A 13,456-nucleotide genomic window follows, 5' to 3' on the forward strand; every position below is an offset into this window, starting at 1 on the left:
AATTATATCGCTAGCGAATAACATTAAAGTGAACCAATTATAATTCGCTGGGGATGAATTATAATTCGTAGATGAAGAACCACTTTTTGCGATTTTGGAAGGAAGAATATAATTGGTTTCGGCAGCTTTTGAGAAAGGTTTTCTTGAGATGCTTGTCTAGCCGGAGCCATGTGAGGAACCCGTAATTGTAAATTTTGTCTTGATAAATTATGGAATCAACGCAGATTGAAACTAATTCTGATTAAAAATGCTAAGGCTAACTAGCAAAAAATGAAAGGCAACTAGATTGATTAATGTTTATCGAAAGCACCTTCTAACTTTCTGTAATTTAGTACCATCGTTAAGGTAGTACAGATAAAAATACTTGCCCAAACTCGAATGATGGTAGATTGGTTAGTTTCGACCATGTATAAAAGGCAAAGCAAGGGGAAGCTTAATAATGCAACAAAGAAGCAAATGCCACCAAGGCAAAAGAAAAAATCTTTGCCAAAACCTGAAAGTTTGGCGCCAATAACGCCAAACAAAACGCCTAAAATGGGTACCCCAAAAAAGCTCGAAATTGCAAATGCTGTATTTTGTTCTTCACGAGGTCTCCCGGGTGCTAAAAACAAAAAATAATTTACAGACAGGTACATCAGAACCAAATAAGGCATCAAATATTTAAAAACCCTGAAGGATTTGATGGTTTTATCTTCAAAATCGGGCGTGGCAATAACTAAGGGTTGATTGGCTTGCGCTGTAAGTTCGTAAGCATAGTTACTGTTCTTTACAGCATAACCTAAAACACTAATTAAATCGCCGTTTTTTAGGGTTCTCTCTGTATAGCGAATATCATCAACAGCATATTTGATGCTATGTTTTGTATCCGATTTAGCTTCTAAAAGCGTTAAATTTAAGTCCTTTATTATGATTTTGATTTTACCCGTCCCGTTGCTTAAATGGAAATCCTGAAATTCTTTTCTTGACGAAGTTTTGCTAACATGCTCCGAGCCACTTTCACTGTCGTAAGTTATATTTCCTTCTTCATAAGTATAGGCAATACACTCTTGTTTAAAATATGGGGTTACGAAAGTTTTGAGTGCGCTCACGTTGCCTTGTATTTTAACCCAACCTTCGGCAATCTGATAAATGGGCGTTGTTTCCGTTCGTACTAATTTGCGCTGCGTTTTGGTAACGTACCATATTAAAATACCCATCACTGGAGGTAATATACGAACAAGAATTAGACTAAAAGCCAAACCTAGAAACAACACCAAGCCAATACCCATTATTAAAAGACAGCCAATATTTAATCCTATTTCTTTAGCTTTCATGCTGTGTTAGGCTTGTTAATTTGTTTACAAGAAGGCTGATCATCAGCAAACATCTATTTGTAATTCCCATTATTCCACAATTTTTCAACAACTTCATCTGGACTGTGTTCGAAGTACTCACCTTTGCGATCTTGCTGTCTTTGAAAAAATTTGTGGGTATACGTCTTAAAATTCAACGCTAAAAAATCAGTAAAATAGTATTCGATATGATAATGAAACTGTGCTTTCAAGCTTTCATCATCTTCATCTTTAATAACAAAAATTTTCTTTCGGTTTACAATTTCTGTTAACTCTTCTTTTGTGAGTTGATCGATGATTTTTGGATCAGGAAGTGAAATTTTAAAAGCCAATACTTCGGCGCCCTCCTCGTCCCACCACTCCCAAAGGTTAAATTTGGAAATATCTTTTCCTGTTATTTCATGAAGTGTATTTTCAAGTTTTAGATATTCAGCATGGTCTTTATCTCCATGCTTCTCGCAATATTTAGTATATTCCAAAATGAGTTTTAAAACTTCGGCATAACATTTCTCTGCAGTATCAAAATCAGGTTCAATTTCTTTTCTTAACTCCATTGCTTTATCAGTTTGATGAGTGTGAAGCTGTTAAGCACCTATTCATTTATTTCCCAAATTAATTATTAACCTTTCCCTAACGAAATTGATCAGCCATAAATCACCAAGCTATTCATAACAAGTCAAAATGCCAATTCGCCATTCTATTTTATGATTTGGATGAGGTTGAAATAGTATTATTCTCAAGTTTCATGGCTTCTTGTCTATTTATTCGATGGCTTTTTCTTTTTCAACTTTGGCTTTTCAACTTTTGTAGGCGCTACTATTGTGGGTTGCTGTCCTTGAACTTCAGTAGTTTGCATCAGTTTAGGCGTCGAAAAGTTTTCATCCAATCCATTTCCATCTGTTTGTTTGTTTTGATCAGCAATTTTAAAAAGTGCTTGCGTACCTACTTTTACTTCACCAAAATCGGTCAATGTTTGTTCATCTACATCGATATTGTCATATTTCAAGATGTAACTTTCGTCATGATAATCGCTGACCAAAGCTTTGCTGTAATCCGTTCCTTTTTTATAAATATCCTTACGGATAAATTTATTCGAAGCCTCATCTAAAACATAATTATTAATATCGAAGATGGAAAATTCTTCTGAGAGGTGATTGAAACCTTTAGCTGTTTTTAGCTGATCGTTAAAGTAAAACACCTTAACATCCTTATCTTTAAGGGCTTGCTTTTTATAGTTATTTAAAAACGTTTCGAACTCTGTATCCTTACCCGATTCATATTTTCTAAATTCATCCCAATGAGATTCAAGTACAGTTTTACCCTTTTCGGTTTTAATGGTTGCCGAAAAAGGCCTTTGCTCGCTAATCGTTCGGTGGTAAAAAAGCAGAAAATCGTTGTAAGCACTATCCAGCTTGAAGCTATTGGTGTTGTATCTGTACAAGTGGTTTACCGTGTTGTGTGCTAAGCTTATCGTCTCCGGATGGTAAGGTAAGTTGCTTACATAATCTGAAGCTCCACCATCGTAATTTTCCTCAAAAGTATTCATCAAACTATCATTATCGAGTTTGAGGTAAGTTGGGCCATCATCTAGAAACGCTCGGGTAAAAGTAAACTTTACACCTCCTTTAATCTTCGGATTTTTTCTACCCAAAATGGTGAATGCTTGTTTTGGAATATCGGGGATGAAGTTGATATGGTTATCAGTTAGCGTATATTTTCCCAAAACGAGGGTGGCATAACCGAATAGCGCAAAAGTACCATCATCGTAAACGTAAATGCCGCCTTGACTCCCTTGTCCGTACATGCCAGAAGTATTTTTTTTGATACTATTTTCGATTTGTGCGAACGCTGGTGTTGCAGTTAAAAAGATTAAAATCAATAGATAATTTTTCATTGTGTATGGTTCTTTCTCTGTGATATTTGAATTTGCAACGACTGATTTTACAATATCTTTTATTGATACTGAAAGTACTTTTGTTAAATTAAACGCTATAAATGAATTTGCAAGTCGCTGGGTTTGAATGATCGTTTATTTATACCAATAAGCACGGTTACGCCGCTAAAAATTCCAACTGTTGTAGGAATTGGTGGCTATTCTTGGATTTGCCAAACAAGCCTCATCAATCAAACTTCTGGTTAACATTAAATCGCCAAACCTGTAATTGAGCGTTCCAGATACGGTTTCAATGGCAATTACATAACTAATTCCTTTATAACTTGCTCGGGTGATATTTATGTGGTTGATATCAAAAAAAGAAACTGTGTGTGCTTTAAAGAGCGTGAAAAAAGTAACTGTATTTTTTTTGAAAATACAAGAGGGATTATATTTTTCCATCATACCAACCTTAGCCGTAAGTGCTTTAAGCCTATCTACATCTTTAGCCTCAAGTGAGTTTAAAATTATATGATATCGATTAAAAAACTGATGGAGCAAAAGTGCAAATGGAAAAATCACAACCAAAAGAGCAATGAACATTACTGCAGCATATAGGTAGCTATCTTTCATGCGGTCGTTATATCTTTCAGCGCCCAATAAATCTTTTCCGAAACCATTGGTTTCGTTAACGCTATAAATAAAAAATACCAATGGAATAATTATACAAATTGCCAAGCAGCAACTTAATATGAGCTTTTTAACAAATTGGTTCTTCCTCATAAAATGCGCTAAAAAAGCAAGTTGTTCTGTATTCATTGGTTCATCTTTTTAAAACTGATCGAATCATTGATAGATCATAAATTCTAAATTTCTCAAGAATAATCTGACCAATTATTAAGCTATGCATTAAAAAACTACTTGCCATTATCCTGAAAAGCTTTTATTATAATTTCCCTTGAATCGCTGTCAGCAAACAAAACTTTACCAAGCTTATATTTTTGTGTGGTTGTTTTGCTGGGCATATCCTCTTTCATGGTATTGATATCCGTTTGTTCAAAAATACCCTTAAGCAAATCTAATTTGAGTGCTGTTTGCCCACCAGCACCCATGGCAAAACTACTAACCTCGGTTAAAACCAGCTCGTTATTGACATATTTAAACGTGCTATTTAAAGTTCCGTTAGGTCCAGTGGCTTGTTGAGAGAAAAGAAGATTTCCGTTTTTATCAATGGTTACGTCTTCAAAATCGTAATTCTGATAACCATCTTCCCGATACTTTGGCTCCATCACCGCAAAAGATTTCGCATCAACACTGTAAGCGTCACCTACTTTTAACACCACCAAAGTTGGGCGGAGAGCGGTGGTATCTCTCGTATTGATTAAGACAAGAACCTTATCTTCCAATCCATCATGATTTAAATCGCCACTTGCTTCCATATCGATATCGAAATATTGCGGAATTAACTCTTCGATTTTATTCCCGCTTGTAGGAAAATCGGGTTCCGGATATTCTAGCTTAGTATCAGGTTTAGTATTTACGCTTACCGTGTCAACCTTAGTTTTAACGACCGAAACGGTATCGATAGTTTGCTGTTTTTTTTCGTTTCGGCAAGCGCAAATTGAACACAAAGCCAAAGCCAAAACTCCGGTTATCGTTATTGCTTTATTTATCATGTCCTAAATTGTTTAATCAGTCCTGAGGTTAAAAAATATAATGAGCCTAATATTAAGATCCCACACGTACTTATCTCTAGAAATTTATTGTCGCTCCAATGTTTTTCATTTATAAATTCATCGTAGATGGCTTCTTTTACTGCTAATTCTTTAGGGTAGTTTTCAGGCATATCTTGCATACCCAAAGGCGATTCGAAATAATATTGAAAAGTTGGCCGATACTTTAAAAACAAGCTGTATTCATAAAACTCATCACCACATTTTATGCCCGTAAATAACCAGGTAGCTATTAAAAAACAAATGCCTACTTTCAATTTATTGTTCATCCACACCTTTTTCAACCTTTTCTTTAATTATTTTGTTAGAAGCGGATCATTCAGGAAACCTTGTTCCTTTGTCAGCATAGCAGAATTATCCTTTTTGCCATTGATGATTTCGAAATTCCCCATCTCACAATCGCAGCTGCCAACCGGACCAAACATTCCGTAATTGAAGGATGCATAGTGCCTAATGCCAGATAAGACAAAATATCGATCACCTACATTTACGATCACCCGATCTTTTTTGTTAAAATATTTAAAAGGAAGCAATACATCTTGTGCAGCATATTTCGGATTAAAATCTACCTTCATTATGGTATCTTTTTGTAATAACTTTCCCTGCTGCAAATAAAAATGAACCTTTTTTAATTCCTTTTCTTTAAAGCCAAATATCTTCAACTGAACCGTTTCATTTACAGTCGTAATGGTATCGCAAACCTCTTTTTGATAACGATTTTTTTCCTTTGTTTTGGTATATCTATTCCATTCCATCGAAGCCCAGATTATCCCGAACAATAACAAACAAATTGCTATCACAATCGCGACGAGAATAAGTACAACTTTAAGAATCTTCTTAACCATAGTATTCGGGTTGATGTTACTGCAAAGCAAATGTTACCGGGATACTAAAGCGGTAATTTACCGCTTTGCCATCTAACTTGGCAGGTATCCATTTTGGCATTCTCTTCAATACCCTAATCACTTCTTCATCACATCCATGACCTAATTTCCTATCGATTTGAATATTGGTAACTACGCCATCTTTAGTCACAACAAATGAGGCAAATACCTTTCCCTCAATTCCCTCTTCTCTTGCATCGTCAGGATACTGCAAATTGTTAGCAATATAAGCCCGTAAGGCGTTTATCCCCCCAGGAAATTCTGCAGGAAAATCAACATTGCCCGACTCATTAGAAGCAACACGAATACGGCCGGAATCAGATGCGGATAAGGCGGCTGGTAGGAATCGCTCTTCCCTAATGGTTTTTATAAAATTATTTTTAAAGGTTATTGACCCACTTTTTTGCTGGGTATAAATTCTATGATAAAATGCGTTTGATGCCGATTGATAAAAAACAATAGAATTTGGATTGATTTTAAAGCTTGCTGACGCGATGGTATCACCACTGTTTTTATCATATACCGATTTAATCTCTTTAACTATTGGCTTCAATTTTCCCACCCGAAGAAGTTGGTAAAATGTAGTATCTCTTTCACGCTTCGCTGCCCCTTTACTTTCAAACAACTCATAACTTACCGTACCAAGCTTAAAACACTTAACCAGCTTTTTCGTTTGGGCAAACGAAATATTAGAAACGAGAACGAAACTTAGGATGAGGGCTGTTTTTAATTTGATGTGCATATTTTATGATTTATTTAAACTAAACATTCTGTTTTTAACGATTTCTAAACTTTTCAGTGGCACTCCTTCGAAACCATTCGCTTAACTCAGTAAATCTAATTTGGGGTTCGCTGCTTTTAGGTTTTATTGATCCTTAAACAAAACCGTAAAAGTTACTCAGGGCTTCTTTAAAAATTCTTTTGCGTCGATGGTTATGAATTCCTTTTCTTCTTCATCCCATAAATACGATTTGTAATAAACAGCCTCGTCATCCATTTTCTCCTTACAAATACCAGCAATAAATAGTTGGCTGGTAGATTTGCAAACTACACGATCTTCGGCAAAAAGGCATGAGTTTTCTTCGCCCAAAGGCAAATCGTAAATTTTCCCATCCCGAACATCCATCATAAAACCCATAATACAACTGGCACCACAACCAAAAGTTGCTAAAATATAATGTCCTGCGAAATCAACTTCATCTCGCTCGTACGCTTCGGTAATTTTGGTTTTAAAATCTTTCGCTTCTGGGTTATCTGCCCAATTTAAGGGTGCTTTTGTAAAGTTTTTGTCTTCCTCTACAGCATATTTTTCAAAATTTATAGCATCCCAATAGTTTGGCTCAACTTCAACTGTTTCGTTATCCGTTACTGGCGTATCCATAGTAGTTTTATCTACCATTTTCTTGGGTTCATCAACCGGTGCCGCAATTGATGTTAGCGTATCCGCTCTTAACTGTTCGGCATCTTGTGTTTTAGGCTTATTATTGCAACCAACAGCAATAAAAATTATTACCAAAAAAGCTATCAATCGTGTCATATTGCTTGCCTACAATTAGTTGGTTTTATATTTATTTACCGTTGCCTGATTATAGAAAGTAATACCGAATTTTGTTTCTCCTTTTATGGGGTCGTCTTCTAAAACTTTTTCTTTGGTAATCACAAAATTTTGACCGTTTTTTTCCAGTTCTATCCGTTCTGGAGTATCATCAATAACTTTTGCACCATGCTTATAAAAAGAATAAACTTTACTGACATCATCAGATGTAAAAGAATAGATATCTCCTTCCAATTCATTGTTCTTATCGGTTGATACATTAATATAAGTAGCCTGGCTACCTGGATACATTTGTAATAGTTTGGCCACCGGTTCGGGATATTTATCGGCCCCCGAACCTTCGCGGTAATAATAATTCATACCACCTTTATCATTGGCTTCCCCTTTTTCTGCTTCGTTATCCTCAAATGAATTTATAGCCCAGGCTGATAAAAGTAGAATTGGCATACCAATAGCAATGCATTTAAGCAAGAATTTTAATCGCTCCTTATTGGTTAAAAAGAATGTAACGTTTGACATCGTTCTTGATTTTTATTTATAAAATGATTTCAACAATTATTTTTCAGCTTTTTCAACATCGATCAGTTTTCGATCGCTAATCATCTGCTCTAATTCACTCTTTGTAAATTTGGTTTCATTCTTTGAATAATTATCAGCTTCATTCTTCATTAATTGATCAAGCTGACTTGGCTTACGTGCAACTTCATTGTGCTTTACAACAGTAACCGTATCGCCGTTTACGGCAATTACTTTATACAAAGCATAGTTTCTATTTCCGTCTTTTACTTGATAAACATCATTAACAATGGGTGTTTTAATATCAGCTTTGCTAGCCCCACCAAAAACAACAACGCCAATAACGAATGCCATAAACAAACCAATTAAAATTAAGCCGGTGCGGTATACCCATGGTGTTTTTGCTTGGGACTTTTCTTGCTCGTAAACCGTTTTCAATCCATCAGGCATTTCGTTATTATATAAAACCTGTTTGCAATGGCTGCACTGGCTCGCCCCAACTTTGCTATATGGAAACATGGGAATCCAAAAGATGTGAAAATATTTAACCGCAAAAACTAAGCTCACAGTTTGCGTAGATCCACAATTGTGGCAATTCGCCTTGGCTCCACTACCTGTTAAAATTTTTGATCTTGTTCCGAAGATTATCATATCCTATTATGTAAAATGATTGAATAGTTTAAGGATTAAACATATCCATAATCTGCTGTTTTAACTAGCGCCAATTATAATTCGCTGGGTTTCGATTACAATTCGTAGTCATTTGATTGTTTTTTAAAATCCATTGTTGAACATTAATGCTTACAAATGACCCGTTATAATTAATCTTCATGCCTCAAATTTGATTTTCTAATTTGCTTTGCATAAATTGAGAACAGTCTTAAAGTATTATAACCCATGAAAAGATTTCTGCTAATCATTTTTTTAGCCAGCACATTATCCTTGCAGGCACAAACCATCATGAACAATTATAAATATATCATTGTGCCTGAAAGGTTTAGCTTCTTAAAAAAGGTTAATCAATACAATTTAAATACACTTACGAAAAGCTTGTTCGAAGAACGAGGTTTCACCGTTTATTACGATAATTTAGAATTACCAACTGAAATTGCCAGCGATAAATGCAAGGCTTTAACTGTTGATATTGAAGAGAATAACAGCATGTTCTCTACCAACCTCACCCTTTTACTAAAAGATTGTAAAGGCGCTTTAGTATTAAAAAGTAAGCAAGGAAAAAGCAGAGAAAAAGATTACCAGGCTTCTTACAATGAAGCGCTGAATGCAGCTTTTGCATCGCTCCCTGATTTTAGCAAAACGCCAATAACTGAGGCAAAACCCATTGCCACAGCACCTCAAACCGAACCTGTAAAAGCAGCGGTAATAACGGAACCTGTAAAGGCAGTAAAACAGGAAGCCTCGCCAGCTACAGCCAAAGAAAACAAACCGTCGGCGGCCACGCTAATTCCTCAAGCCAATGCGCTTGGCTTCGATTTATTAGATGCCACATCAAAAAAAATATTTACCCTATTAAAAACTTCTTTAACAGATGTTTTTATTGCCAATACAATTAATAAAACGGGCATTGTTTTCAAGAAAAAAGGAAATTGGTTTTACGAATATTATAAAGATGGGGCCGTAACGACAGAACAGCTTTCTATTAACCTCGACAAATAAGGCGGAAGGATCTGAGCAGCGAAAATACGATGGTGAGGTTTTAAAGAGAGGATCCAATAGGTTTGAGAAATTTGACCCATTGGATCCGACTTATGTTTAGCGTTGCTCAATTTCTTTTAAGCTACTCATCTTTTTGTTGGCTAAAAATCCTTTGATATCTTCGAAATGCTCTCTTACCCGCTTATTTCCGAATTCGAAAACTTTTGTCGCCAATCCGTCTAAGAAATCACGATCATGGGAAACTAAGATTAAAGTGCCATCAAAATCTTTCAAAGCATCTTTAATAATGTCTTTTGTTTTCATATCCAAATGATTGGTAGGCTCATCCAGAATTAATACATTTACAGGCTCGAGCAATAACTTAATCATGGCTAAACGTGTTTTCTCCCCACCACTAAGCACTTTTACTTTTTTAGTGGTATCATCTCCGCTAAACATAAATGCGCCTAATAAATCTTTAATTTTAATGGTTCCATCCGTTAGCGGAATCTGGTCAATGGTTTCAAAAACAGTTAAGCTTTCATCAAGCAAAGCGGCCTGGTTTTGAGCGAAGTAACCGATTTTGGCATTGTGCCCAACTTTTAAAGAACCTTCAAAGTCAATTTCGCCCATAATTGCTTTAATCATCGTGGATTTACCTTCGCCGTTCTTTCCTACAAAAGCTACCTTTTCACCTCTTTCAATCACCATCGATGCTTTTTCAAACACCACATGATCACCATATTTCTTAGTCAGCTCTTCTACCATTACAGGGTATTGGCCCGAACGCGGTGAAGGTGGAAACTTCAATCGCAAAGCTGATGTATCTACTTCATCAATTTCAATAACATCCAGTTTTTCGAGCATTTTAACCCTTGACTGAACTTGGAGCGTTTTCGAATAGGTGCCTCTAAACCGATCAATAAATTCCTGATTATCTGCAATAAAACGCTGCTGTTCTTCATGAGCTTTCAACTGATGAATCCTTCTATCAGCCCTTAATTGGAGATAGTGACTATATTTAGCTTTATAATCATAAATCCTGCCCATGGTTACTTCGATGGTGCGATTGGCAATGTTATCTACAAAGGCCCTATCGTGCGAAATAACCATTACCGCTTTGGCCGAATTGATTAAAAAATCTTCCAACCATTGAATACTTTCTATATCCATGTGGTTGGTAGGCTCATCAAGCAAAATCAAATCTGGCTTCTTCAAAAGTATTTTCGCCAGTTCGATCCGCATGCGCCAGCCTCCAGAAAATTCCGAAGTTTGCCGCGTAAAATCCTTACGCTCAAAGCCCAATCCTTTTAAAACTTTCTCTACTTCTGCATCATAATTAACCTCTTCAATGGAATAGAATTTTTCGCTTAATTCTGATACCCTTTCAATAAGCTTCATGTAATCATCGCTCTCATAATCGGTGCGAATAGTGAGTTGCTCGTTTAACTCGTCCAATTCTTTTTGCATCTGATTTACCTCTTGAAAGGCTTTCATTGTTTCTTCAAAAACAGTTACCTTATCTTGTGTAAGCAAATGTTGAGGTAAATAGGCGATTACCGCTTCTTTCGGACCAGTCACATTGCCAGTGGTAGGTTTAGAAACATCTGCAATGATTTTTAAAATGGTCGATTTACCTGCGCCATTTTTACCCATTAGGGCAATTTTATCGTTTTCGTTGATGGAAAAAGTAACGTCGCTAAAAAGAGTTGTTCCGCCAAAGGAAACGGAAATGTTATTTACATTAATCACAATTATAATTTTAAATGATTTTGCAAATATAAACGAAAGCAGATAAATGCAACCTTTTTATTGAAAGATCACGTTTTACACTTTCGATCTTAGGCAATCGACTAACAGCCCGAAATGAGCTTTGGCTATGAATAGAATTGACCCAGATATCAATTCCCTATCGTTCTGTCTTCAACCACAGCTGAGCATAAGGAGTGAGTTGAATTTTGTCTTTGTTGACCACCTTTAATTTACCAATCAATGCCTTTTCATTGCCTTGCAATGGAAAAGAAGCGGTTGTTGGCTTGTTACTAAAATTATGCAAAACAATGATTTCTTTTTTCGGAGTAACATATTTTATGCCGAGTACCGAATTGTTTTTTGCTTCCAACAGTTCCCAATCGGCAGTGCCAGTTTCGGGTAGCGAACGCCTTAACGTGATTAGTTTTCTAATGAAGTTTAAAAGCGAGTTTGGGTCTTTAGATTGATCTTCGACATTTACCTTTTGAAAGGCATAATCTCCATAGGAAATTACCTGTCTTATTGTTTTCGATGCGGTGCTAAATCCTGAATTTTTCGCTCTGTTCCATTGCATAGGTGTTCTAACCGAAAGGCGCTCGGCAAGGGTAAGATCATCGCCCATGCCTATCTCCTCTCCCGAGCGGATAACTGGCGCCCCCGGAAGCGAGTACAATACACTATATGCCATTTTTATTTGTTCTGGCTTGCCTAACATCGGCGCCAGTCGTCGCCTGATGCCTCTGTTATAAAGCTGCATATTGGGTTCGGGCCCGAATTTTTCATATACTTTGTTCCGTTCCGCTTTACTTAATCTGCCCAAGTCAATTTCATCATGATTACGAAGAAAATAAGCCCATTGTGAAGGCTCGGGCTTTATGCGGGTTTCATGTAAGGCATCTTTAAACGTCGAAACATTTTCATCGGCCATTGCATAAAACAAATGTTGGTTGGCATAAAAATGAAACATCATTTGTAAACGGTCGCCTTTCTCACCGAAATATTCAATGTTTTCTTTAGGCGAAACATTCGCCTCACCTAATAATACAGTTTCCTTGTCTATAGATTTTGCAGCTGTTACAATCGAATCTAATACACCAAACATTTTTGCTGGCTTTGCGGCACCAGATTCAGGTACGTCGATTAAAGGGGACGGCATCTAACCTGAAACCCTTTATGCCTTTTGCCGACCAATAACGAAGAATTTTAATTGCTTCTTGTTGAACCTGCTTATTTTGATAGTTTAAATCTGGTTGAAAATCATAAAAACGATGGAAGTAGTACTTTTTTGCAATCTCATCATAAGTCCAGGTTTGAGATTGAAACCTTCGAACACCATATCCTTGTCAAAGTCTTTGGGCTTGGTTGCAGACCATACATATCTAGATTGAAAATTACCTGTGCTATCGGTGCGGGCTTTTATATACCAGGGATGTTCAATTGAGGTATGATTCAAGACCATATCCATCACGATTTTGATATTGCGTTGCTTGGCGGCAACCATAAAAGCTTCGAAATCGGCCATGGTTCCGAGTCTCGGGTCAATTCCATAATAATCTGTAACGTCGTAGCCATCATCATGATCCGGAGTAGGCTGAAATGGCGAAAGCCAGATGACTTCTACTCCTAAAGAATCGAGATAAGGCAATTTTTGTGTGAGGCCTTTGAAATCTCCAATACCATCCCCATCACTATCTTTAAAAATATCTATATCCAGATTGTAAATGATACTGTTTCTGTACCATGCTGGTGCTACTTTAGCTGAGATTTTTTTGGGATCTTGTTTACAGGCGCCCAAGAGCAAAATAATAGCCCAGACGAACGACGTGAATTTTAGTAAGATAAGGTGCTTAAGATGTTTTCCTCCACTCATCAGCATTAATTTTTAATAGGACGTTTTTTAGTTGAATCTTTTTTGGCCACTTTACGTTTCAAAGAGTCCTGCCGTTTATCTATTGCTTTTAAGCTGTCGCGTTTTGGCCACTTCGTCGCTTTGGGATTATACTTACCTGCTTTAGGCACAGGTTTCTTTATCAAAGTATCATTCGTGCTTCGTTGCCTGGTTCCTGTAGGTACCTGCGCCAGTAAAGTGAAATGTACCGATGTGATTAATGTAAAAATGAGTATGACTTGTTTCATAAAATGATCTTCTTTAGCTGAGG

The 13,456-nt window shown here is 36.5% G+C and carries 17 protein-coding genes; 1 reads left to right on the top strand and 16 read right to left on the bottom strand.

The window, feature by feature from the left end; all coding sequences use genetic code 11:
- Window positions 1-290: 290 nt before the first annotated feature.
- The 11 genes from OQZ33_RS17965 to OQZ33_RS18015 all read right to left on the bottom strand — a co-directional run bounded on the left by OQZ33_RS17965 (window position 291) and on the right by OQZ33_RS18015 (window position 8,543).
- Window positions 291-1,313: a hypothetical protein gene (locus OQZ33_RS17965; protein WP_265800608.1), complete on the bottom strand. Its 1,023-nt coding sequence runs from the start codon at window positions 1,311-1,313 to the stop codon at window positions 291-293.
- A 53-nt stretch (window positions 1,314-1,366) separates the two neighbouring features.
- A complete protein-coding gene (locus OQZ33_RS17970; RefSeq protein ID WP_265800609.1) occupies window positions 1,367-1,885 on the bottom strand; it encodes a hypothetical protein in 519 nt (172 codons plus the stop codon).
- Window positions 1,886-2,088: 203 nt separating this feature from the next.
- Entirely contained in the window at window positions 2,089-3,225 is a 1,137-nt protein-coding gene (locus OQZ33_RS17975; RefSeq protein ID WP_265800611.1) for a hypothetical protein, read from the bottom strand.
- A gap of 165 nt (window positions 3,226-3,390) precedes the next feature.
- Complete coding sequence (locus tag OQZ33_RS17980) at window positions 3,391-4,023, bottom strand: hypothetical protein (protein WP_265800613.1); 633 nt, start codon at window positions 4,021-4,023, stop codon at window positions 3,391-3,393.
- Window positions 4,024-4,121: 98 nt separating this feature from the next.
- The gene (locus OQZ33_RS17985) at window positions 4,122-4,880 is read right to left on the bottom strand and encodes a hypothetical protein (RefSeq protein WP_265800614.1); all 759 of its coding nucleotides are present in this window, start codon (window positions 4,878-4,880) and stop codon (window positions 4,122-4,124) included.
- A complete protein-coding gene (locus OQZ33_RS17990; RefSeq protein WP_265800615.1) occupies window positions 4,877-5,206 on the bottom strand; it encodes a hypothetical protein in 330 nt (109 codons plus the stop codon). The genes OQZ33_RS17985 and OQZ33_RS17990 overlap by 4 nt, the downstream gene beginning before the upstream one ends.
- 27 nt (window positions 5,207-5,233) lie before the next feature.
- On the bottom strand, window positions 5,234-5,782 hold the full coding sequence (locus OQZ33_RS17995) for a hypothetical protein (RefSeq protein ID WP_265800617.1): 549 nt from the start codon (window positions 5,780-5,782) through the stop codon (window positions 5,234-5,236).
- A 16-nt stretch (window positions 5,783-5,798) separates the two neighbouring features.
- The gene (locus OQZ33_RS18000) at window positions 5,799-6,563 is read right to left on the bottom strand and encodes an energy transducer TonB (protein WP_265800619.1); all 765 of its coding nucleotides are present in this window, start codon (window positions 6,561-6,563) and stop codon (window positions 5,799-5,801) included.
- 156 nt (window positions 6,564-6,719) lie between these two features.
- The gene (locus tag OQZ33_RS18005) at window positions 6,720-7,358 is read right to left on the bottom strand and encodes a hypothetical protein (protein ID WP_265800620.1); all 639 of its coding nucleotides are present in this window, start codon (window positions 7,356-7,358) and stop codon (window positions 6,720-6,722) included.
- A 15-nt stretch (window positions 7,359-7,373) separates the two neighbouring features.
- A complete protein-coding gene (locus tag OQZ33_RS18010) occupies window positions 7,374-7,895 on the bottom strand; it encodes a hypothetical protein (RefSeq protein ID WP_265800621.1) in 522 nt (173 codons plus the stop codon).
- Between the two features lie 36 nt (window positions 7,896-7,931).
- Window positions 7,932-8,543, bottom strand: coding sequence for a zinc-ribbon domain-containing protein (locus OQZ33_RS18015; protein ID WP_265800622.1), 612 nt, complete (start codon window positions 8,541-8,543; stop codon window positions 7,932-7,934).
- Between the two features lie 246 nt (window positions 8,544-8,789).
- Here OQZ33_RS18015 and OQZ33_RS18020 point away from each other — a divergent pair, with 246 nt between their 5' ends.
- Window positions 8,790-9,566 (top strand): hypothetical protein, encoded by a 777-nt coding sequence (locus OQZ33_RS18020; RefSeq protein WP_265800624.1) that lies wholly within the window; start codon window positions 8,790-8,792, stop codon window positions 9,564-9,566.
- Window positions 9,567-9,662: 96 nt separating this feature from the next.
- Here OQZ33_RS18020 and OQZ33_RS18025 read toward each other — a convergent pair whose 3' ends face one another.
- From OQZ33_RS18025 to OQZ33_RS18040, 5 genes are all read right to left on the bottom strand, one after another.
- Complete coding sequence (locus OQZ33_RS18025) at window positions 9,663-11,297, bottom strand: ABC-F family ATP-binding cassette domain-containing protein (protein ID WP_265800625.1); 1,635 nt, start codon at window positions 11,295-11,297, stop codon at window positions 9,663-9,665.
- Window positions 11,298-11,454: 157 nt separating this feature from the next.
- Window positions 11,455-12,453 carry an alpha-amylase family glycosyl hydrolase gene (locus tag OQZ33_RS18030; RefSeq protein WP_265800626.1) on the bottom strand — a complete coding sequence of 333 codons (999 nt, stop codon included), beginning with the start codon at window positions 12,451-12,453 and terminating at the stop codon, window positions 11,455-11,457.
- A complete protein-coding gene (locus tag OQZ33_RS24550) occupies window positions 12,425-12,589 on the bottom strand; it encodes an alpha-amylase family glycosyl hydrolase (RefSeq protein ID WP_416338761.1) in 165 nt (54 codons plus the stop codon). Before OQZ33_RS24550 ends, OQZ33_RS18030 begins: the two co-directional genes overlap by 29 nt.
- The gene (locus OQZ33_RS18035; protein ID WP_265800627.1) at window positions 12,538-13,167 is read right to left on the bottom strand and encodes an alpha-amylase family glycosyl hydrolase; all 630 of its coding nucleotides are present in this window, start codon (window positions 13,165-13,167) and stop codon (window positions 12,538-12,540) included. Before OQZ33_RS18035 ends, OQZ33_RS24550 begins: the two co-directional genes overlap by 52 nt.
- A 5-nt stretch (window positions 13,168-13,172) precedes the next feature.
- Window positions 13,173-13,433 carry a hypothetical protein gene (locus OQZ33_RS18040; protein WP_265800628.1) on the bottom strand — a complete coding sequence of 87 codons (261 nt, stop codon included), beginning with the start codon at window positions 13,431-13,433 and terminating at the stop codon, window positions 13,173-13,175.
- Between the last annotated feature and the right edge of the window lie 23 nt (window positions 13,434-13,456).

Source organism: Pedobacter sp. MC2016-05 (assembly GCF_026239735.1).
Classification (GTDB): Bacteria; Bacteroidota; Bacteroidia; order Sphingobacteriales; family Sphingobacteriaceae; genus Pedobacter.